The 22396-nt window shown below is 44.5% G+C and carries 20 protein-coding genes; 14 read left to right on the forward strand and 6 right to left on the reverse strand.

Annotated elements, in window-relative coordinates; genetic code table 11:
* Window positions 1-984: an AAA family ATPase gene (locus AC3CIA_RS20595; protein ID WP_488518959.1), complete on the reverse strand. Its 984-nt coding sequence runs from the start codon at window positions 982-984 to the stop codon at window positions 1-3.
* A gap of 262 nt (window positions 985-1246) precedes the next feature.
* On the opposite strand from AC3CIA_RS20595, the gene xsc reads away from it, so the two are divergent.
* From xsc to AC3CIA_RS20645, 10 genes are all read left to right on the forward strand, one after another.
* Window positions 1247-3058 carry a sulfoacetaldehyde acetyltransferase gene (xsc, locus tag AC3CIA_RS20600; RefSeq protein WP_004731917.1) on the forward strand — a complete coding sequence of 604 codons (1812 nt, stop codon included), beginning with the start codon at window positions 1247-1249 and terminating at the stop codon, window positions 3056-3058.
* A 430-nt stretch (window positions 3059-3488) separates the two neighbouring features.
* Window positions 3489-4304, forward strand: a complete 816-nt coding sequence (locus AC3CIA_RS20605; protein WP_488518960.1) for an FRG domain-containing protein — start codon at window positions 3489-3491, stop codon at window positions 4302-4304.
* Between the two features lie 264 nt (window positions 4305-4568).
* Window positions 4569-5006 (forward strand): nuclear transport factor 2 family protein, encoded by a 438-nt coding sequence (locus AC3CIA_RS20610; protein WP_004731912.1) that lies wholly within the window; start codon window positions 4569-4571, stop codon window positions 5004-5006.
* Between the two features lie 48 nt (window positions 5007-5054).
* Entirely contained in the window at window positions 5055-6521 is a 1467-nt protein-coding gene (locus tag AC3CIA_RS20615) for an NAD(P)/FAD-dependent oxidoreductase (RefSeq protein ID WP_146456495.1), read from the forward strand.
* 117 nt (window positions 6522-6638) lie between these two features.
* Window positions 6639-7640, forward strand: coding sequence for a TRAP transporter substrate-binding protein (locus AC3CIA_RS20620; protein ID WP_102513168.1), 1002 nt, complete (start codon window positions 6639-6641; stop codon window positions 7638-7640).
* A 164-nt stretch (window positions 7641-7804) separates the two neighbouring features.
* Entirely contained in the window at window positions 7805-8347 is a 543-nt protein-coding gene (locus tag AC3CIA_RS20625) for a TRAP transporter small permease (RefSeq protein WP_017074740.1), read from the forward strand.
* A 37-nt stretch (window positions 8348-8384) separates the two neighbouring features.
* Window positions 8385-9725: a TRAP transporter large permease gene (locus tag AC3CIA_RS20630; RefSeq protein WP_004731904.1), complete on the forward strand. Its 1341-nt coding sequence runs from the start codon at window positions 8385-8387 to the stop codon at window positions 9723-9725.
* An 11-nt stretch (window positions 9726-9736) separates the two neighbouring features.
* A complete protein-coding gene (locus AC3CIA_RS20635) occupies window positions 9737-10657 on the forward strand; it encodes a cache domain-containing protein (RefSeq protein ID WP_102457745.1) in 921 nt (306 codons plus the stop codon).
* 236 nt (window positions 10658-10893) lie between these two features.
* Complete coding sequence (locus tag AC3CIA_RS20640) at window positions 10894-11466, forward strand: aldolase/citrate lyase/malate synthase family protein (protein WP_017094519.1); 573 nt, start codon at window positions 10894-10896, stop codon at window positions 11464-11466.
* A gap of 486 nt (window positions 11467-11952) precedes the next feature.
* Entirely contained in the window at window positions 11953-13560 is a 1608-nt protein-coding gene (locus tag AC3CIA_RS20645) for a BCCT family transporter (RefSeq protein WP_061022093.1), read from the forward strand.
* 252 nt (window positions 13561-13812) lie between these two features.
* Here the strand turns inward: AC3CIA_RS20645 and AC3CIA_RS20650 are convergent, their stop codons facing one another.
* Complete coding sequence (locus AC3CIA_RS20650) at window positions 13813-14739, reverse strand: M14 family metallopeptidase (RefSeq protein ID WP_488518961.1); 927 nt, start codon at window positions 14737-14739, stop codon at window positions 13813-13815.
* Between the two features lie 174 nt (window positions 14740-14913).
* On the opposite strand from AC3CIA_RS20650, the gene AC3CIA_RS20655 reads away from it, so the two are divergent.
* Complete coding sequence (locus AC3CIA_RS20655; RefSeq protein ID WP_488518962.1) at window positions 14914-15819, forward strand: DUF808 domain-containing protein; 906 nt, start codon at window positions 14914-14916, stop codon at window positions 15817-15819.
* A 138-nt stretch (window positions 15820-15957) separates the two neighbouring features.
* On the opposite strand, the gene pyrC is transcribed toward AC3CIA_RS20655, so the two are convergent.
* Complete coding sequence (gene pyrC / locus AC3CIA_RS20660) at window positions 15958-16986, reverse strand: dihydroorotase (RefSeq protein ID WP_488518963.1); 1029 nt, start codon at window positions 16984-16986, stop codon at window positions 15958-15960.
* 202 nt (window positions 16987-17188) lie between these two features.
* Window positions 17189-17347 (reverse strand): YqaE/Pmp3 family membrane protein, encoded by a 159-nt coding sequence (locus tag AC3CIA_RS20665; RefSeq protein WP_004731890.1) that lies wholly within the window; start codon window positions 17345-17347, stop codon window positions 17189-17191.
* Window positions 17348-17564: 217 nt separating this feature from the next.
* On the opposite strand from AC3CIA_RS20665, the gene AC3CIA_RS20670 reads away from it, so the two are divergent.
* The gene (locus AC3CIA_RS20670) at window positions 17565-19421 is read left to right on the forward strand and encodes an MOSC N-terminal beta barrel domain-containing protein (RefSeq protein ID WP_488518964.1); all 1857 of its coding nucleotides are present in this window, start codon (window positions 17565-17567) and stop codon (window positions 19419-19421) included.
* A gap of 99 nt (window positions 19422-19520) precedes the next feature.
* On the opposite strand, the gene nadE is transcribed toward AC3CIA_RS20670, so the two are convergent.
* On the reverse strand, window positions 19521-20351 hold the full coding sequence (nadE, locus tag AC3CIA_RS20675) for an NAD(+) synthase (RefSeq protein WP_065206987.1): 831 nt from the start codon (window positions 20349-20351) through the stop codon (window positions 19521-19523).
* A 109-nt stretch (window positions 20352-20460) separates the two neighbouring features.
* Between nadE and AC3CIA_RS20680 the strand changes: the two genes are divergently transcribed.
* Together AC3CIA_RS20680 and AC3CIA_RS20685 are read left to right on the forward strand one after the other, a co-directional pair.
* Window positions 20461-20982, forward strand: a complete 522-nt coding sequence (locus AC3CIA_RS20680; protein WP_488518965.1) for a nicotinate-nicotinamide nucleotide adenylyltransferase — start codon at window positions 20461-20463, stop codon at window positions 20980-20982.
* A gap of 22 nt (window positions 20983-21004) precedes the next feature.
* Window positions 21005-21493: a hypothetical protein gene (locus AC3CIA_RS20685; RefSeq protein WP_428783779.1), complete on the forward strand. Its 489-nt coding sequence runs from the start codon at window positions 21005-21007 to the stop codon at window positions 21491-21493.
* A gap of 114 nt (window positions 21494-21607) precedes the next feature.
* Here AC3CIA_RS20685 and AC3CIA_RS20690 read toward each other — a convergent pair whose 3' ends face one another.
* On the reverse strand, window positions 21608-22234 hold the full coding sequence (locus tag AC3CIA_RS20690; RefSeq protein WP_017077381.1) for a hypothetical protein: 627 nt from the start codon (window positions 22232-22234) through the stop codon (window positions 21608-21610).
* Window positions 22235-22396 lie beyond the last annotated feature (162 nt).

Here is a 22396-nt window from a genome sequence, read left to right on the forward strand (position 1 = left end):
TTACGACTCCGAGTGTGAATAGTTTTGAGTATGCGTTTCTAAATCTTCACCAAAGCAACGGAAATAGTATTCGCTAACCAGTTCTTTCTCTTCGTCTTCACAGCGATTCAAGAATGACAGTCTAAATGCTGTCGCTACATCGTCGAATATTTGGATGTTTTCAGCCCAAGTGAGCACCGTTCGTGGAGACATCACCGTAGAAAGGTCACCAGCCCGAAACCCGTTACGCGTTAATCCTGCGGTGGCGATCATTTTTTCAACCAGTTGTCGGCCACTCTCATTATTCAGCTCTGGAAGCTTGGATAACACGATCTTGGTTTCATGTTGTGGATCTAAATAGTTGAGCGTAGCAATGATGTTCCATCTATCTAACTGACTGTGGTTAAGCACTTGAGTGCCAGAATACAAACCGGAGAAGTTACCTAAGCCAAGCGTGTTGCAGGTAGCAAACAAGCGGAAAGAAGGGTGAGGCGTGATCACTCGGTTTTGTTCTAAAGAGGTGTATTTGCCGTCTTGTTCTAACAGTTGTTGAATCACAAACATCACATCTGGTCGTCCTGCATCGTACTCGTCTAAGACCAGTGCGATGGGTTGTTGAATGCTCTGAGGAAGAATGCCTTCTTTAAACTCTGTTACTTGCATCCCGTCTTTAATGACGATGCTGTCTTTACCGATGAAATCCAAGCGACTTAAGTGTCCGTCTAGGTTGATCCTCAAGCATGGCCAGTTCAATCTCGCTGCAATCTGCTCAATGTGAGACGACTTGCCCGTTCCGTGTGTGCCTTGAATCAGTGTGCGGCGATTGGAGGTGAACCCCGCTAATATCGCTAGCGTCACTTCGGGGTCGAAACAGTAGTTAGGATCGACTTTAGGAACATATTCTCCCGCATGTTCAAATGCCATCACGGTTAGGTTGCTGTCGATCCCAAAGCGTTCTCTCACACTTACTGGTTGCGTTGGTATCAATTCCGCCTCTTTCATCATTTTTCCCTCTATATAACTCATCACTTGTCGCTGCTATCGCGATATGTCATCGATTATTAACAGCTCTGCTTAAGTTAACGGCACTTTTTGTACGAAAAACTACCAATAATGTGATCTAGTTTTATTAATTAGAATGAATTGTTCTAATTTAATGTAAAAAGTTGACGCGCAAAAATTCTACTACTAAGGTGAAAATGAATTCGAAAAAGAGACAATTCATTCCGAAAAATGAAATTTTGGTTAACTCAAGGAGAATGGAAGAATGAGCGAGCAAGAAAAACGTACGGTTGTTTCCGGCACAGTAACAATGACACCATCAGAAGCGTTCGTTGAAACTATGGTTGCTAATGATGTTACCGATATGTTCGGCATCATGGGGTCGGCATTTATGGACGCAATGGATATCTTTGCTCCTGCTGGCATTCGATTGGTCCCAGTAGTACACGAGCAAGGCGCTGCTCACATGGCAGATGGTTACTCTCGTGTATCGGGTCGCCATGGCGTGGTAATCGGGCAAAATGGCCCAGGTATTAGTAACTGTGTGACTGCGATTGCTGCGGCGTTCTGGGCACATAGCCCGGTCGTAATTGTGACGCCAGAGACAGGCACTAAAACAATGGGCTTAGGTGGTTTTCAAGAGTGTAACCAGCTTCCAATGTTCCAAGAGTTCACTAAGTATCAAGGACACGTAACGCACCCAGATCGTATGGCTGAATACACGGGTCGATGTTTTGACCGTGCAATGAGCGAAATGGGTCCGACTCAGCTGAACATTCCACGTGACTACTTCTATGGCGAAACTCAAACCGAGATCCCTAAACCCGCGCGTTTAGACCGAGGTCCAGGTGGTGAGAAATCTCTAAATGAAGCGGCAGACCTGATTGCTGAAGCGAAATTCCCAGTCATCATTTCTGGTGGCGGCGTGGTAATGGCAGATGCAGTTCAAGAGTGTGCAGCGTTGGCGGAAAGACTAGGTGCACCCGTAGTTAACAGCTACCTACACAATGACTCTTTCCCTGCGAGTCACCCATTATGGTGTGGTCCTTTAGGCTACCAAGGTTCGAAAGCAGCAATGAAACTGATGGCTCAAGCGGATGTGGTTATCGCTTTGGGTACACGTCTCGGTCCATTTGGTACCTTGCCTCAACATGGCATGGATTACTGGCCGAAGAATGCGAAAATCATTCAGATTGATGCAGACAACAAGATGCTGGGTTTGGTTAAGAAGATTTCGGTTGGTATCTGTGGTGATGCGAAGGCAGCTGCGGTTGCTCTATCTGAAAGATTGGAAGGCCGTGCACTGTTGTGTGATGACAACAAAGGCGCTCGTCAGGATACGGTCGCAACAGAGAAAGCACTTTGGGAAAAAGAGCTTGATGAGTGGACACACGAACGTGACTCTTTCAGCCTCGATATGATTGAAGAAAACTCTCACGAGACTCCGTTCTCTGGCGGTGAATATCTACACCCGCGTCAAGTTCTGCGTGAGCTCGAAAAAGCGATGCCTGAAGACGTTATGGTCTCGACAGATATCGGTAACATCAACTCAGTGGCAAACAGCTATTTACGCTTTGAGAAACCACGTAGCTTCTTTGCTGCAATGAGTTTCGGTAACTGTGGTTACGCATTCCCGACCATCATTGGCGCGAAAGCCGCGGCACCTCATCGTCCCGCTATTTCTTATGCAGGCGACGGTGCGTGGGGCATGAGCCTGATGGAAACCATGACATGTGTTCGCCATAACATTCCAGTGACAGCTGTGGTATTCCACAACCGTCAATGGGGTGCTGAGAAGAAGAACCAAGTCGACTTCTACAACCGACGCTTTGTTGCCGGTGAACTTGAAAACCAAAGCTTTGCAGAGATTGCACGAGCAATGGGCGCTGAAGGTATCACGGTTGATAAGCTTGAAGATGTAGGTCCAACCTTGCAAAAAGCCATCGACATGCAGATGAACGAAGGCAAAACAACCATCATTGAAATCATGTGTACTCAGGAGTTGGGCGACCCGTTCCGCCGAGATGCACTATCAACACCGGTTCGTTTCCTAGATAAATACAAAGATTACGTATAAGTCATAGAAAGTTTGTCCGGCCACAGAAATCTCGAGAGTGTTAGAGAAAGTGCTATCGAGAACGTGGTCGGGCAATACCAACGGGTATTGGCAAAGGACTTAGGTAAAGAACGTAAACGCTTAGTTCAATAATTTCCAGTTAAACATTAGAACACTAATTAAATGTTCATTAGGAAAATAAGTGGTTATAGCTATATAAACTTTGTTACTCGTTATTATTAATCGACCATTAACTCATAGCTACTTAGTGAATGGTTCTAATACTGATACTTGTTTATGAAGATATATACTTATTATCATTTTAGGAAAAAATACAATAACGATACTCGTTGACTATTGGTCAATCGTTATTATTAGTTGATTTTTATAATCGATTGATAGGGTTGTTGATATTTGGATTTTACCGGATTTAAATTAAGTGAATCGTAGTATGCATGTTGTGAAAAATAAACATTATATAAGCTCACTCGAAGACCTGTATAAAATAATCGATTCACTTATTACAGAGTGTAGTGGGCATCGTGGTTTGATTTATAACGTGTGTGATTATGAAAATAATAACCTGATGCCAAGCTTAGGTCGCTCAAATCGAAAGAATATTCGCCGTGTCGAACAAGAGCTTCTTTCGACCGTGAGAGTTTATGGCGGGCATTCGTTGAGTGCAAACGAGATAAACGATTGGTTATTGATGTGTTTAGCCAAGAAACAGGGGTTTCCAACCCGTTTACTTGAGTGGACAGATAACCTGGTCAATGCGTTGTGGTCTGTGTGTCATAGCCAAAGCAAAGACTGTATCAATATTATTAAAGCCATTGATTATCATAAGGTTAGTGTTTTTAACTCACCATGTGACCTGAATAGAACTCAGATATTCAATGTGGCTGATTGTGATCAGCAAGAGCAACGAAAAGATAAGTGGTATTCCATTCACCCATTTAAGGAAGGTGGCAATGATGCCATTCAGCCTTTGTACGATGAGAAAGAATATTCAAACGGTCTAGTGTCCGTTCATATTCTTCCATCAGCGAAAGTAAACCTGATAAAGGAATTAACCTCCATGAATGTTTTAAATGAACCGACAGAATATATTGAAGAGAAACTGGCTGATTTGAAAAATGAAGCCCATGTAGATAACAATCAAGCAATTAATAAAGGTGAGGGTAATATCGAATTACAAGTTAATACTCATGATCGCCAGCTTGAGCAGTATGGCCGAAAGTACCATCAAGATTTTGACTTCGACTAAAGTCTAATATTTCTAATTATTTTATTTAGACCTCGTATAAATCTAGTGAGTGACTGTGTAAATAAAATTAGAACACTAATTAATTTATAAAAAGATGAAATCTGTGAGCTTAAAGATTGTTTATAAAGTAACTCGAAGTTAGAGTGGCGAAGCTTGTTATCAAGTTGTTAAATTTCACAGATCTAGTTTAAACACTCTAATAAAAAAGTGGCGCAAAGCTACTGAAATTTAAACCAATAACGAAAACATAAAGGATTCTGGAATATGAATATGCAAACCAATGCAGCGACATTCGTGCTGGAAAACCAAGTCGACACCGCCTTTTTACAGTCTTTTAGTGATGCATGGAATAACCATGATATTGAAGCGCTAATGTCGTTTATGACCGAAGACTGTGTCTTCCACACCGTGGCAGGAGAAGGCGTACTTGGAAACACTATCGAAGGGTACGAAGCCGTTCGCAATAGCTTTGAATTGGTTTGGCAGAACTTTCCAGATGCAGCCTGGAGCGACCCTGTCCACTTTGTGTGTGGTGACCGCGCAGTAAGCGAATCAACGTTCTCTGCGACTAACCCAGATGGCACCGTCATCGAAGCTCGTATGGTTGATGTGTTTACCCTGAAAGATGGAAAAATCAGCGTAAAAAATGCCTTCCGTAAAACACGACCTCTTTTGACTCCCAGCAATACTCCCAAGAGCTAGACACGAAACCAAAATCAGTCCACGTGTTATGACTAGGAGAGTCGAATTATGAGTTTAGTAATGGAACAACCGGCAGCCGATGTGCCGCCAAAGGTGACAAGCACCCAAGCACAAGAAAGTACCCAAGCAAAAGAAAGATACGACCCAAAATACGATCCACTTAAAGACAAGAGCCCAGGTCACGGCAAGGAATACGCCCCGACTTATTGGGTAGATACCGCAGGCGCGCCACCTGAAGATGATGGCCCAATTACGTCGGATATGGATGTCGATGTAGCGATAATCGGTTCAGGCTACACAGGCTTAAGCACCGCGATACACCTTGCTGAAATGTACGGTATTAAAGCGACTGTGATTGAAGCTAACCGTATGAGTTGGGGTTGCAGTACCCGAAATGGTGGTCAGGCTCAGTGTGCGTCAGGACGTTTGAAGCGCTCTCAGTGGATTGAACGCTGGGGACTCGAAACCGCACTGAAAATGCACCGCGAATGCGTCGATGGTATGAACACCTTTAAGTCTCTGATCAAAGACATTGATTGTGACCCACAGCCGGGCGGCCACTTATACGTTGCCCATCGTCCCAAAGTGATGGCAACACTCGAGAAAGAAGCCAAGTTGCTGCGTGACACCTTCGATTACGATGCGCAGATCTTAGATGCAGAAACCGTAAAACGTGATTACGTTGGTGACCAAGAAGCGGCAGGCGCAATGCATGAGCCAGAAGGTATTGGCATCCATGCAGGGAAATTGGCGTTTGGTTATCTGAGAAAGGCGAGAGCACTCGGCGTAAAAGTTCACCCAGCAAGCCCTGTGATGGGTTGGGAAACACGCAACGGTGTGCACTACCTAAAAACACCAGGTGGTGTGGTTAAGGCTCGTTCTGTCGGTGTTTGTACCGGTGGTTACACCAGCCAAGGTTTGCATTCAGAGCTTAAGAATCGCCTATTACCCGTACTTTCTAACTCGATGGTGACGCGTCCGTTAACTCAAGACGAAATCGCAGCGTGTAACTTCAAAACCAATCAGGTGATTACTGATACCAGAATTTTGCGTCATTACTACCGTTTGTTACCCGATAACCGAGTGCAGATAGGTACACGCAGTGCCATCAGTGGCAAGAACGCACCTGAAAAGAAATACGAAGATATGTTGAGATCGGATTTAACCCGAAAATTCCCTTCTCTCGATCAGATCAAAATCGATTATTCATGGTGGGGTTGGGTGGATGTGAGCCACGACATGATGCCAAGAATCTATCAGCCGAATCCAAAGCAATCCATATTCTACGCACTAGGGTATGGCGGCAATGGTGTGATGTACTCCGCTCAAGCAGGCAAGCGCCTTGCTCAGTGGATTGCAGGTGAAGGTCATAAGCTTGACTTGCCAATATTTGAATCAAAACTTCCGTTCCCCAACGTGAGGGAAGTGGTGGAATCTGAGATGTTTGCACCATTTCGAAGAGTAGGGCAACAGTTCCTTTATCAGTGGTATTCGTTAAAGGATGAAGTGCTTTAACTACTCGAACATTGTTTCCAAAATAGGGAAATAGAACTACGACCAGGAAAGTTGTACCAGGTCACCTTGTGAGCAAAGTACAGGCAGGAAGTCTGTATGATATGAAAGGTTAAGACTATGAAATTTATTAAAAATAAAATTATTGCTGGCGTCACAATTGTAGCAACAGCGATGCTATCTCATACCGCGGCAGCAGCAAATTTTAAAATGGCTATCGGCGATGCTGCTGGTGGTACTCAGTGGGAATTAGCGACATCATTTTCTGAATTGATGGAGCAAAAGACAGACGGTAAAGTCAAAATCGACCTGTTCCCGAATGGTCAATTGGGCAACGAGCAAGATACCGTGAACGACGCGGCGATAGGCCTTCTCGACTTCTCTGTATTGGCGATCAACAACGTGACGCCTTTCTCCCCTACAGTTGGCCTGCTGACCATGCCTTACGTGATTCAAAGTGCAGAAGAAGCGGTGCTATTAACTCAAGGCCAAGTGGGCCAAGATCTTGTCGATAACACGATTCGTGATGCAGGCGTTCGTATCGTAGGTTGGGCTTATTCTGGCTTTAGGGTTCTGACTAACTCTAAAAAATCAGTCGCTTCACCAGCGGATCTGAAAGGACTAGTGATTCGTGTTCCGCGTAACGAAATTATGATTGCTTCGTACCAAGCATGGGGGGTAAACCCAACACCAATGGCATGGTCAGAAACCTTTACTGGTCTACAACAAGGTGTGGTTGATGGTCAAGACAACCCATACATCACTGTTCATGCGATGAAGTTCAATGAAGTACAGAAGTACGTAACAAACCTCCGTTACATCTTCTCACTTGAGCCGCTAATCGTGAGTGAAACGGTCTTCCAGCAACAGACGCCGGAAATGCAAAAGATCATTCTTGAAGCGGGTCAGGAAGCAACAGAACACAGCTTTGCTTATCTAGAGAATACTGAAAACAAGATCCGTGAAGAGCTACAAGCAAAAGGCATGGTATTCACAGACCCAGCAGACAATGAGCAAGAGTGGATTAGCAAGGTAACGAAATCAGTTTGGCCTAAGTTCTATTCAAGCATTGGTGGCAAAGACAAGCTAGACGACGTTCTTGAGTTACTAGGTAGAAAGTAACGATTAGATACGCCCTATCTGCTGTTCTCCGCTACTTAATCACCTAGCGATAGAACAGTGAGATAGGGCCTTTACATGGCTTTACTCGTTGATCTGTTCAGTACCTGATCTTTTTAGTACCGCGAGCGATTGGTTGTCATGTGGAAATCAACATTGGAGGTTATATGTCAGTCGCTAAAACGATAAAAAAGCACCTTAACAACATCGAGGAATATACCTGTTGTCTGTTGTTAGCAAGCTTTGTCCTATTGCTGTTCACACAAATCCTTACTCGTCAGTTTTTTGATTACTCCATACCTTGGGGTGATGAAGTGGCTACTTACATGTTTGTTTGGTTTGCTTATTTAGGAGCCGTTGTGGCGGCAAAAATGTCAGCGCATAACCGAGTCAGTTTTCACTTCAAGTTCTTCCCACCGATTGTTCAGACCGTCTGTGAAACCATCGCTGACTTCTTATGGTTGCTGTTCAACGGTTACTTTGTCTACCTCAGCTACGATTTCGTGTTCAACAAAATGAACCTGTTTTGGAAGTCTCAGACAACAGGCATCCCAATGAAATACTTCTATATGATTTTGCCTATCGCGTTTTCGTTGATGATGATTCGAATTATCTGGAACAACTACGAGCGTTTGTTTAAAGGCGCTAAGAACGAAGATCCTGAAGTTAAAGAACTGCGAAAAATGACGGCACAAAAGTCATCACAGTAGTCGTCACAGAGAATAGCCGTAATAGAGAGATGTAATAATGGAATCCTATTTAACTCTAATTTTATTTGGTGGCTTCTTAACCCTGTTAATTCTGGGTGCACCAATCACCGTATCACTGGCTGGCGCTTCAATGGCGGCCTATATGTTACTCGACAAAAATCCCATCGCTTTAGTACAAATCGCGTTTACCTCGGTGGGTAACTTCCCGTTAATGGCGCTGCCAGCTTTTGTTCTTGCTGGCGCATTAATGGAGGCGGCAGGTATCTCTAAACGGTTGGTGGATATAGCCGAGAGCTTAGCCGGCCCCGTGACGGGTGGTCTTGGCGCCGCAACGGTAATGGCGTGTCTGTTTTTTGGTGCTATATCGGGTTCAGGGCCAGCCACGACCGCTGCGGTTGGTATGTTGATGGTACCAGCAATGGTTAAGCGAGATTACGATAAGAGCTACGCCTCCGCGGTGACTGCCGCTTCAGGGGGATTAGGTATCATTATCCCGCCATCCATCCCGTTAGTTATTTTCGGCATCTCCGCAATGGGATTAATGGCACCGCCAGAGGCCATTGCTCAACACGGACAGTTTGCCTCTTTATCTATTCCAAAACTGTTTGTTGCTGGGGTTGTGCCGGGTTTCATTATGGCGTCGACGCTAGTGGTCACTAACTACTTTATTGCTAAACGTGAAGGTTACAAAGGGCTGACTGAAAACTGGTCATTTGGCGAAGTAAGACACTCTTTGCGTCGTGGTATCTGGTCGATACTGGCTCCGTTTTTGATTCTCGGAGGCATCTACAGCGGCATGTTCACACCAACAGAGTCGGCGGTTGTGGCTATCTTCTATTCACTGTTTGTCGGGGTGTTTATTCACCGAGAGTTATCGTTCAAAAGCACGATTAAATCATTGTCGACAACGACATGGATCACCGGACGTGTGTTGCTGATTCTATTCGCGGCAACGGTATTTGGTCGCTTGTTAATAGAACAAAAAATTCCAGTTGTGGTGGCGGAGTCACTGTTAGGGTTCACTGACAACATGTACATGGTGTGGGCACTGACTATTGTGTTGCTGCTTTTCGTTGGCATGTTCATGGAAACGTTAGCCGCGATCATGATTATCGTACCGGTCTTGCTGCCAATTATGTACATGCTCGGCGCGGATCCTACTCACGTTGGTATTGTGGTGGTATGTACGCTCTCGATAGGATTTGCTACGCCGCCACTCGGTGAAAATATCTTTGTCGCCTCAGGGATAGGCGGAGCCACGGTCGAACAGATCACCGCGAAGATCCATCCCTTTGTGCTTGCATCCGTCATTGGCGTGTTCGTTATCGCTTTCTTCCCACAAATTACGCTTTGGCTACCGTCCTTAGTCGGCTATTAGGAGAAGTCATTATGAATATATCAAGAATTATCCTTATTGGTTGTGCCGTATTTGCAGTGATCAGTGGCATTGGACTACGTGCTGAACATTCAGAAACAGCAAAAGAAAACGAGCCAGTTAATGTGCTCGATATTTCAGAGCCACATGTCGTCAGCGATGCTGAAAGAAGAGCCAAAACCTTGCTTGCTAAAGCGGTTGTCCATGTACAAAAAGAAGGCGATGAAAGCGTTCAAGACTTCATGAGTGATGCCGAATATATAGACGGTGAGCTCTATGTGTTTGCTCTTGGTATTGATGGCCAATTCCTTGCCAGTGGCGGCTCTTCAATGGTGTTGGTGGGCGACAGTGTTTTGGATACTCAAGACGTTTACGGTAATCCCTTTTTCCGTGAAATGATCACTAAGGCTGTGCACAACGGGTTTGGCGAAGTTCAGTACCATTGGACTAATCCGACTGACCGCATGGGCGAGCCTAAAACCACTTTCTTTGAACGTGTGGGTGATGTGATTGTTGCCGTGGGGTATTACCCAGAACGCTCTAGTGCAACAGAAGCTAAGCGATTATTGGCGAGAGCGATGGCCGCAATAGTGGAATCAGAGCAGGACAGTCTCGCCGAGTTCAATGATACCGAAGGCAGCTTTGTTGAGGGAGACTTGTATGTGTTCGTGATGGATATGAGCTCTGGAAAGCTGCTCGCGCACGGTGTATCCCCTGAGCTTGTTGGGCGTTCACACAACGAAATCCTAAGCCCTGACGATAAGCCAATTCTCACTGAGATGTTAAACCTAGCTAAAGAAAATGGCCGAGGCGTTTATACCTATCAATGGTTAAACCCGCTGTCGAGCAAAGTGGAAACCAAGCACACTTACTATCGAGTGATCGACAATAAGCTGGTTGGTGTTGGTTATTACACAAATTCAAACAACACGTAAAAGTGTTTCTATTGAGCCCTCAACCCAGTTAGATAAAGGGCTAGGGGCTAAAAATACCGGTTTGTGAAAAAAAGCAATTTAGTAAAATTAACACTGTGAAATTTTTGTTGTGAAATTGTTTCGAAAATACAAGTAGTATGAAATACATGGAAGCAACACAGTAAAGAACAATTTTGAAAAGGGTCAATCAGGATTTTTGACCTACATGAAATTCAAAGCCGTAAGAGGGAAAGACTATGAATATGCTGACACTAGACAAAACAGAACTTCACAGAAACCATTCAACATTTATTGCTGAAGCTGTCTTTGCCGTAGAAATGGTGAAAGCAGATAAGCAGCTCGAAAAACAAAAAATGGCGAAACAGTTGCTTGATACTCTATTTCCTCTTGAGGCTGGTTCACACGAAGACGCAGTGAGCTATGAGATTGACTACCGACATGTTCAGGTTTACTTCAAAAATGGCGAACATACTGGCCTAAAACGAGCGAAGCACTTTGTTGCTTTCACCGGCGATAAGTCTAAGCCTTCAGCAATCCTATTTCGTGATGAAAGCGGTACACACGTTGAAGTGACAATCGGTGCTCGTAAAGGCACTGGCTACTTAGAATTGGTTGATATTCAAGATATCCAGTTAGAGACATGCACCACGTTTGGCCAAACTGAGGCGAGCCGTTCTTCTGGCATCCGTCACTGGGTGAGCTTAGTGAAAGGCGATGAAAGCGGTCGACCGAACGCTTCAAGTGAAGATAAAGAGTTCACGGCAAAAAATGGCGAAGACTATAACCTAGGTTTTTGCTTCGCGATCTAATGTGCTGTCCTTGAAATGTGAAGTGCTGCTCTGCTAGACGTAGCACTGACATTTGAATACTGATTTCTCTTTTACCTTTGGTAATTTCCCCGCCCCTATAGCGGGGCTTTTTTGTTAGAGCTATAAATAAATTAGGCTGTTGTTGATTTTATCTTTAGAAAATTTGAATGAGATTTTACAGTGCGTTATTTTAATTTAAGGTACTGTATTTAAAGATTTTTATTTGTTTATTTTATTCTGTTTTTATTGGCTTAACTATCACTATTGACGGTGGTTTGGGTGACTATTGAGCTAAAACTCAGTCAAAATGCTTTGAGCTGTGCTATAATCCGCGCCTTGGGATTGAGCCAATAAGTCCATTTGTCACCAATCATTGTGATTTTTATCGCCTTTTTATTTAGGTGGTGCGGCGAGCCAATCAAGTAGTAATTGGATATGGAGAGCGTCCTTATATTCGTTGATTCGGATATGCGAACATCATAATTTATGAGTTTTAAATCAAAAAAATACAGTATTGATTCTACTGACTATCAAGTTGGTCAAGACAACGTCAGTAAATGGGGCATGGATGTCCATAACACAGTCTTCGTAGCCTCAGTAGGCTTATCTCTTCTCTTCATCATCACTCTTCTTGCTCTTCCTCCTGCAGATGCTAAAGCTGCTATTGATTCTATCAAGGGTGCTGTTTTATCAAAGTTTGACTTCCTCTTTATGTGGGGAGCCAACATCATGCTAGCGTTTGCCGTTGTTCTCGCGTTTTCACCGTTGGGTAAAATTCGTCTAGGTGGCGAAGACGCGACGGCGGATTACTCCATGTCATCTTGGATAGCAATGTTATTCGCAGCGGGTATGGGTATAGGACTTATTTTTTGGGGTGTTGCAGAGCCAACCGCGTTTTTCACGAACTGGTTCGGAACGCCACTCGGTGCAGAACCTTTTACAGAAGCAGGCCGTGAACTGGCTCTTGGCGCTACACTGTTCCACTGGGGTTTTCATGCATGGGCTATCTATGGCATGACGGCACTTTGTCTAGCGTATTTTGTTTATAACAAAGGCTTGCCGCTATCTATGCGTTCTGTGTTTTACCCAATTCTGGGTGAGCGAGTATGGGGCAAAACCGGTGATGTGATCGATGTACTGACGGTACTGGTTACATTGTTTGGTCTAGCGACTTCATTAGGCTTAGGTGGTACACAAGCAGCAAGTGGTATCAGCCATGTATTTGGCTTGGAAAATAACATCTTCCTTCAGCAATCTATTATCGTTCTGATCATGGGCTTGGCGATCATCTCTGTTCTACGTGGTATGGACGGTGGTGTTAAGTTCCTAAGTAACTTGAACATGGTTATTGCGTTCGTATTCCTTGGTCTTATCGCTATTCTGAACTTCACAACCGTGCTTGATTCTGTGGCAACGGCGGTGACGGGTTATGCGAACAACATCGTAGCGTTGAGCCAAAGCTCTGGTCGTGAAGACACAACATGGCTGCATGGCTGGACTGTGTTCTACTGGGCATGGTGGGTTGCGTATGCACCTTTCTTCGGCATGTTTGTAGCGCGTATTTCTAAAGGCCGTACGGTTCGTGAGTTTTTACTTTGCGTACTGATTATCCCAACATTGGTAACGTCGGCTTGGATGGCTATCTTCGGTGGCGTGGCTATCGAGCAGGTGATTAATCATGTAGGGCAACTTGGCCTTGACCAAGGCATTACAGACGTATCTCTAAGCTTGTTCTACATGCTAGATGCTTACTCGTTCGGTAGCATTTTGTCAGTTCTCGCAGTTGCACTGATCATTGTGTTCTTCGTTACAACGCTAGACTCAGGCTCTATCGTTATCGATGGCATGACAGCGGGTGGTAAATTAGAAGTGCCAGTGAAACAGAAAGTGGTTTGGGCGGTTATCTCAGGCGCTATTGCAATGGTGATGTTGTGGATTGGTGGTACTCAATCTATCCAAGCTCTGCAATCGATCACGATCATTGCTGCACTGCCGTTTACGATCATTCTTCTGATTGGTTGTTTCAGCTTGTTGAAAGGTCTACTGACTGAAGTAGATAAAGGACAAGAAAACGTTAGCGAAACCGCTAAATAAACTAATCAAGTATGGGGAGTAGATAGTTCGCTAGTTACTCCTTATTAAGTATTATTTCAAAGCTCTCTTGTACTGTGTGCAAGGGAGCTTTTTTATGCCCAAGAAGAAATCAAAGACAAGCAGATAAGACAAAAAAGAGCCACAAGTGAATCGTCACTTATGGCTCTTTTTTAGTTTTAGGGATTCGCTTTAGGAGACTAGCTATTAGGGAACTCGCTATTAAGTGCGTGGTGCGAGGTCTTAAGTAGTCGCTTAAGCGTTTAATTCGTGTTGGATTACGTAATCCAAAGCTCCGACTACCGCAGCAACTTGAGCGTCATTACACTCTTCATCTGTTACTTTATCGCTGTCTGGGTAAACCTCAGTGGTTGTGCCGTACTTGCAATCAGTCACACCACCACACAAGCCTAGCTTCTTCATAGGGTAGTTGATCACGCCATGTTGTGTAACTTCAGAACCAATGATCTTGCCGTCTGCATCTGCTGGTGCAATGTGGGTTACTTTTTCAACTGAAGCAATTACCGCCGCTTGGAACTCAGGCTGTGGATTTTCTGTATCGCCAACCGTGTAGAAACCGTCTGGAATCATACCTTCAATGTACTCAATGCCATCACGGGATGCGAGTGCCGGGCGGAATTCAGTTTCATCAGAATCCGTCGTCTCATGCAGATCAACGTGAACCAATACTTCTGGCAAAGAGGCCACTAAAGCTCGTAGGTTTGCTGATTCTTCTGCTGGCGTACCGTCGTAGAAAGAGCGGTTTGGATCGACAGCATTTGGGTTCCAACGGTTGATGACTTCGTAACCCCAAGGGCTCACACAAGGTGCAACAACAATGTTGAAGTGCGCTGCGTATTGTTCTGCTTGAGTTGCGGCGAACTTGATCGCGCCATGAACACCACTGGTTTCGTAACCGTGAACACCACCCGTTACAAGGATCGTCGGTTTTGATTCATCCCAGTTTTTGCTCTTGATTGCAAGAAGCGGGAAGCGAGCTTCGTCGTAACTCAGTGCACCGTATTGTTCGATGTCGAAGCGGTCTGCGAGTGCTTGGATTTTTGGCACAACTTCTTGTTGATATTCACGCTTAACCGTTCTTTGAGCGAACCATGCTTGACGTTCTGCTTGTTGCCATTTTTTTCCAGGCTCACCGATTGGGTAGGAGTATTCACTTTTCATCTATACTTCTTCTTTTATGTTCGTGAAAGATGAAGACAGACTAGTCCTGTCTAGCTGAGACAGCAATAGAAAACACAACTTGTGACTCTATTTTTTACAGACTCATAACTTTGATGAGTGGATTGATGGTGTTACATTTTATCAATTGTTTAATCCCTTAAAAGAGACCATAAAATGGCTGGAGCAAGCTTATTAACGCTACTGGATGACATTGCAACCGTGTTGGATGATGTCGCACTGATGTCTAAGGTGGCAGCTAAAAAAACCGCTGGCGTGTTGGGGGATGATTTAGCGCTGAACGCTCAGCAGGTATCCGGTGTTTCTGCTGAAAGAGAAATCCCAGTGGTATGGGCGGTTGCAAAAGGCTCATTTAAAAACAAGCTGATTTTGGTGCCCGCGGCATTATTGATCAGTGCCTTTATTCCTTGGCTGATCATGCCTTTGCTTTTGATTGGTGGTCTGTTTCTTTGTTTTGAAGGCGCAGAGAAAATCTTAGAGAAGCTGTTTCCTCATTCTCATCAAGATGATGAAAAGGGAGAGGATACGAGTACTGGCGAATCCATAGAGGAATATGAGAAGAGAAAGGTCGCAGGCGCGATTCGTACTGATTTCATATTATCTGCGGAAATCATCGTGATAGCTCTGGGTACCGTGACGGGTACAAGTATCGTCACTCAGATTCTTGTCGTGAGTTTGATTGCAGTTGTGATGACGATTGGTGTTTATGGCTTAGTTGCTGGGATCGTGAAGTTGGACGATTTAGGTTTCTATCTCCAGCGAACATCGAATGGGAGTACCATTAAAACTCAATTGGGTAACGGGCTAGTCGCATTTGCACCTAAGCTAATGAAAATGCTTGCGGTTGTCGGCACGGCTGCGATGTTCTTGGTTGGCGGCGGTATTGTGGTACACAACGTGCCTGCAATTCATCACTTAATTGAACCGATTATTATGGACTTCAGTGGACATACGATTGCGACTGCGGTGGTACCAACGCTGTTGAATGGTGTGATTGGGGTTTTAGCTGGATTGGTTGTTGTTGCTATTTGGACTGCTATTGGAAAAATTCGTGGTAAGTAATCGTTAAATTACTTCTTAGAGTAAGACAGTTTTTCATCGAAACAAAAAAGGGTCACCATAATTATTATGGTGACCCTTTTCACTAAATGGAGGGTGTTTATTTAACAGCCCAAGCGCTTATTTTTACCGACTAAGCGTTTATTTTACCGACCAAGCAATCGTCTCGCCGCCACGGATTGGCACAACGATGTCTGAACCGAAAGGCATGGTTTCAGCAACATTCCACTCTTCTTTAACTAGAGTGATGGTATCTGAGTTACGTGGCATGCCATAGAAGTCTGGGCCGTTGTGGCTCGCGAACGCTTCTAGGTTTTCAAGCTTACCCTCTAGTTCAAACACTTCAGTGTAAAGCTCTACTGCTGCGTGCGCAGTGTATGAACCTGCACAACCACATGCTGACTCTTTTGCGCCTTTTGCGTGTGGCGCAGAGTCTGTACCCAAGAAGAACTTCTTGCTGCCGCTTGTTGCAGCTTCGATAAGCGCTAATTGGTGAGTGTTGCGCTTCAGAATAGGAAGGCAGTAGAAGTGTGGCTTAATGCCGCCAACCAACATGTGGTTGCGGTTGTATAGCAAGTGGTGAGCTGTAATGGTTGCCGCTACGTTCTCGTTAGCGTTCTTAACGAAAGTCGCTGCATCTGCAGTCGTGATGTGCTCTAGAACGATCTTCAGGTTAGGGAAGTCGTTAACAATCGGTGCTAGAACCGTGTCTAGGAACTCTTTTTCACGGTCAAAGATATCAACATCGTGAGCTGTTACTTCACCGTGTACAAGCAGCAACATACCCACTTCTTGCATCGCTTCTAACACGTGGTAAATCTTTTGAGCTGAAGTTACGCCTGAATCCGAGTTTGTCGTCGCGCCAGCAGGGTAAAGCTTTGCAGCCACTACTGCACCAGACTCTTTCGCTTTGCGAATTTCTTCAGGTGTTGTGTTGTCTGTCAGGTAAAGTGCCATTAGAGGTTGGAATTGCTCGCTTGGCTGCTCTGCCATGATGCGTTCACGGTAAGCTAAAGCCATTTCGGTATCGGTTACCGGTGGGATGGTGTTTGGCATGATTAACGCTCGACCATTGTAGCGGCTGATATCGCGCACTGTATCTTTTAATACTTCGCCATCGCGTAGATGAACGTGCCAGTCGTCAGGACGAGTAATCGTAAGTTGTGTCATTGAAGGCTCCCACCATTTGAAGTGTTATGTAGTTGGAGCCTAAACTCGGCGAAATCTGTGAAAGCAATCGCTTACGTTTAGGCGACAGGATGATAGTGGAAAAGCACTTTCATTTCATCCTATTTTTAACTCTTCAGGGCTAGGAGCTTGTTTTTCTGAGTATTTTATTCGGTATTAATTCTCGGAGGTGGTCGGAGACGGGTTAACGAGTCGCCACCCAGAGTCCGTGAATCATTCCTGGCACCCAGAAGAAGAAAGTCAGGATGATGTTAATCAATAGGTCTTTACCTGCGCCACGAGCGAAGAACACGCCAACAGGCGGAAGTAGTACACACAAGATGATAATGACGAGTTTGTTCATGATAAATCCTTTTTATTCAATGAAAGTTCAATGCAGTAATCGTGTTCAAAGTATAGAACGTATGGAGAGTGTTACTGCATTGCTGCCTTAATGTATCAAAATAGACAGCTAAACATCTCAAGATAATAGCTTAGTATCAAGTGTTTAATGCCTGCCAGTTTATCTATTTATAACCATTTGTTAGCATTGGGACAAACAACAAAACATTGGAATCGTTATGTCGCAGCTACCGTCAGATCAAAAGGCTTCACATCAAGTGCCTTCTCTATCTCAAATCAATGTATTTCCGGTTAAGTCAGTGGGAGGGATTGCGCTCTCTTCTGCTTGGGTCGAAAAACAAGGTCTTACTTTCGACAGACGCTTTATGTTGGCGTTGGCTGACGGATCAATGGTGACGGCGCGTAAGTACCCTAAAATGGTCAAGGTGTCTTCAAGCTTGCAGCCAGACGGTTTGATTTTCACTTACGAAGATAAAGAGCCACTGCGCCTTAAGTATGCAAACTTCAAGATGCAAGAAGCGCCTGCAACGGTATGGAAAGACCGTTTCACGGCTTACACCACCAATGATGAGGCGGATGATTGGTTCAGCGATGTGCTTGGTGTTCGTGTTGAGCTACTGTTCTCTGGTGAGCAATCGAATCGTGTTCGTGAAAAGCTCGGTCACAATGTGAGCTTTGCCGACGGTTACCCAATGTTAGTGATCAGCCAAGCCTCTCTTGATGAACTCAATCGCCGCAGCCCTGAAGTTCATTCAATGGATCAGTTCCGCACTAACTTTGTTGTTTCAAATACAGAAGCCTTTGCCGAAGACGGTTGGAAGCGTATCCGAATTGGTGAAGTTGAATTCGAAGCGGTGAAGCCTTGTGAGCGCTGTATCCTAACGACAGTTGATGTTGAGAGCGGCGAATTCAGAGCGACAAAAGAGCCGCTTAATACCTTTTCATCATTCAGAGCTAATGAACGTTGTGGCGTTTTCTTTGGTCAGAACCTTGTGGCTAAAAATGAAGGCTTAGTCAAAGCCGGTGATGTTGTTGAAGTATTAGAAACGAAAGAAAAAGAGCACTACGAAGATACATGGGTAGAATCGCTACACTTAACTTGCGTTGAGCGTGAAGAGATCGCTCGAGACTTTACGACCTTTTGGTTAGAGCCTGCCAAAGAGAACCATTCATTGCCAAGTTATCAACCAGGGCAACATCTACCGATTGAGATGGTGATTGATGGCGAGAAGGTGTCTCGTCGTTACACGTTATCTTCTAGCCCTTCACGAGCGGGTCGTTTGGCGATTTCAGTGAAGCGAGTGGACGATGGTCAAATCTCTAACTGGTTAAATGATCACTTCCAAGTGGGTGATACTTTGGTTGCTCAAAATCCAGATGGTGCGTTCTACTTAGAAGCAAATCCAACTCACCCGTTACTGCTTTTGTCTGCAGGCAGCGGTATTACGCCAATGCTGTCGATGCTGCGTTACTTGGCAGACCATGGTCAAATTGATGATGTGGTTTTCTATCATCAATGTAGCAGCGAAGAAGACATCCCTTATCAAGCTGAAATTGATAAGATCGCCAGTGAGCACGCGGGTCTTCGTGTGATTTATTCATTAAGCCAACCAACCAAAGAGTGGGATGGTTTATCTGGGCGTCTAAGCGTGTCGCATGTCGCTAAAATTGAAGAGTTACACAAACGCCAAGCTTTCGTGTGTGGCCCTGACGGCTTTATGGACAATGCAAAGAAACTACTGATTCAAATGGGGCTTAATCCTCAGCATTACCACCAAGAAGCGTTTGGTGTAGCTCAGTCTACTGAAGAGGCGGTGAAGCAACTGCAATTGAGTGTCAATGGCTACTTGTTCGAAGGTAATAATCAATCCACTTTGCTAGAGCAAGCTGAGTCAGCGGGCGTGTCTATCGCTTCTAGTTGCCGTGCGGGTTTCTGTGGAGCGTGTAAAGTGACCCTTGAGTCAGGGCAAGTTCACCAACCAGATGTACCTGCGTTGCAAGATCATGAGCGTAACATGGGGCAGATACTGGCGTGTTGCAGTGTTCCGCAAACTGATATCGAAGTTGTGGATTAATAGCTCGCTAGATCATAAAGAAAAATGCATTAAATAGAAAAGGCCGGAAGTTCGTGAATGAGCTTCCGGCCTTTTTGATTCTGAGATTAACTCAAAAAATTAATCGTAAATCGTTGGGATAGGCTGACGCTTGTGCTGTGTTGCTTTGTAGATGCTTACTAAGCGATCTGATACGTCTTGAGAAACGGCTTTGCCTTCAAGGAAATCATCGATTTGATCGTAAGAAAGATTCAATGCTGCTTCATCGGCTTTCTGAGGGTCAAGCTCTTCTAGATCAGCGGTTGGTACTTTCTTAACAAGTTGCTCTGGAGCGCCTAGCGTTGCTGCAAGCTCACGAACTTGGCGTTTGTTCAAACCAAACAAAGGTGCTAAATCACATGCGCCGTCACCGTGCTTGGTGTAGAAGCCTGTAATGTTTTCCGCTGAGTGGTCAGTACCGATGACAAGGCCGCCAACGTAACCTGCGATCTCGTATTGCGCGATCATACGAGCACGTGCTTTTACATTCCCTTTCACAAAGTCGATTTTTGCAGAATCTGTTGGTAGCAATCCCGTGCCTTCTAGAGCTACGTGAGATGCTGCGTGGAGCCCATCAACACCGGCTTTAATGTTTACAGAAACGGATTGAGAAGGCTGAATGAAAGACAGAGCAAGCTGTGCTTCATCTTCATCTTTTTGCTCACCATAAGGCAGGCGAACGGCGATGAATTGGTAGTTGTCGCTACCAGCGCTTTCATTCAGGCTATTAACTGCCATTTGTGCTAAACGGCCACAGGTCGTTGAGTCTACACCGCCACTGATACCAAGGATCAGAGACTTGCAGCCTGACTGCTGAAGTTTAGTTTTGATAAAGTCCACACGGCGAGTCACTTCGAAGTGAGGGTCAATTGAAGGTAGTACGCGCATTTCGTCACGAATTAACTGTTCCATTCGTATTCCTTTCCTGCAAGCAAATTAAAAATCTAGTGTTATCATACCTAAATCATCCGATTTAAAAACCTCTTTGCACAAGCTTAGAAAGAGAAGGCAGTAATAAATAATGGAAAAAATAGCCATTTTCGGTAGTGCGTTTAATCCGCCGAGCTTAGGGCACAAAAGTGTGATTGATTCGTTGGCTCACTTTGACAGAATTCTACTTGTTCCCAGTATTGCCCATGCTTGGGGAAAAGAGATGCTAGACTTTGATACGAGATGTCAGTTAGTTAACGCATTTATTAGCGATCTTTCACTGGATCAAGTTGAGCTTTCTTTGATCGAAAAGAGCCTATTTACTCCAAGTGAAAGCGTCACGACTTATGCAGTGCTCAGTGAACTCCAAAAGTTACATCGTGACGCTGAACTGACGTTTGTTATTGGCCCAGATAACTTCTTTAAATTCTCATCTTTCTATAAATCAGATGAGATTACCAAGCAGTGGTCTGTGATGGCTTGCCCTGAAAAAGTAAAGATTCGTAGTACCGATATCCGCCTTGCTTTGCAAAATGGGAGCAATGTGGCGAAATTGAGTACAAAGTCAGTTACAAAGATATTGCAAGATAGTGAACTGTATACAATAATGTAGATTCACTAATTTAAGAGGTCTGATGACTATGCTAAAGCGCGCGATACCAGCGACGATGATCATTGCAGCATGCAGTATGCCTGCTCAAGCTGATTGTGATTTCTTTAGCTTAGATTCGATAATGCTGACTTCTGATGATGAAAACAGCTGCTTAGACTTCTCTTCGAGTATTGAGTCTTTTGGTCAACGCATGATGGAAATCAGCGGGCTAAGTGACGAAGAGCCTGAAGCTCCCGACTATTGGTCTGATTGGGTTATTCAGAGCAAAGATGCGCCTCTATTAACTCAAAGCCTTGAATCTAATTACGTTGGATTAGGTATGTGGTTCCCTGAAGATCTCGAAGATGATCAATATGATATGTCGACAGAGGAGTGGTTGATGAACCATGGTCTTCAATTGAGTATCGGTTTTGGTGAGAAAGTAGAAGGGCAACCGCGCATGCGATTTGATTACCGTTGGCATGACTCACGAGACGCTGACCTCATGATGCAGGTTGAATTGCCGTTCTAGACCGTTAGGTTATTAATCGATGCTAAGAATTAAAAAAGCCGCAAAAACTGAGTTTTTGCGGCTTTTTAGTATCTGGTTTTCTGCTTTCAATATTAACTATAACCTATCGCTAAGCTATAAATCTTCACCAAAAACAAGCATGCACAGCTGTTCAAACTCTTCTTCTTTTCCAGAGAACAAATCATCAATCACAAGTGCACGTTTCTGACCGGACTGCATTCGTTTCTTTGCCTCGCGCATTACCATCACCAAGGTGTGTTCTTGCGGTAGGTTCGAGTCATCGATGTTCCACTGATTGAATCGCTGAGACAAAGCACTTTCGCAAAGCAGTGGCTTAAATGCCAACACTTCTTGCTTGAGAACAGAAAGCATATCTTTAAACGCTTGCTCCGTATTATTGGCATTTGAAGCGCGAGCTTTGGTTAGCTCCAACTTTTCCAGTAACGCAGAAGAGAGGTTGGTTTGCGTGATGTATCCTGCTTGTCTCGGGAATGAGTCGGTCAAACGAACTGAGAAATCGACACGATTAACCTGGGTGTTTGGAAAGTAGGTCAGTGATGTTAGGCAGTCATATGGAATCCATACACTCTGGCCTGGCTCGACGGCATACTCTTGTTTACCCAGCTTTATTAAAACCAAGCCACTTTGAACCGATACAAGGCTATGTTTAAGTACTTTTTTGCGAGGTGTAATCACCAAGTGTGAAAAGTAAGCCGATGTATATTCAATAGCGAAGTTCATAGATAGTACCTTAATTTTGGGGCGTCAAGATTACCGTTAATTTTAAAGAATGCCAACAATAACAGGGTATTTTCAATGTTTCTGGTCTGACCTTGTCAAAAGTATGGGCTCTGTAGCTGCGAGAAGTCAAAACAACGCGTAGAATGAGCCAGCTTTTTATTA

The sequence above is a fragment of the Vibrio sp. QJM3NY_27 genome (genome assembly GCF_057785955.1).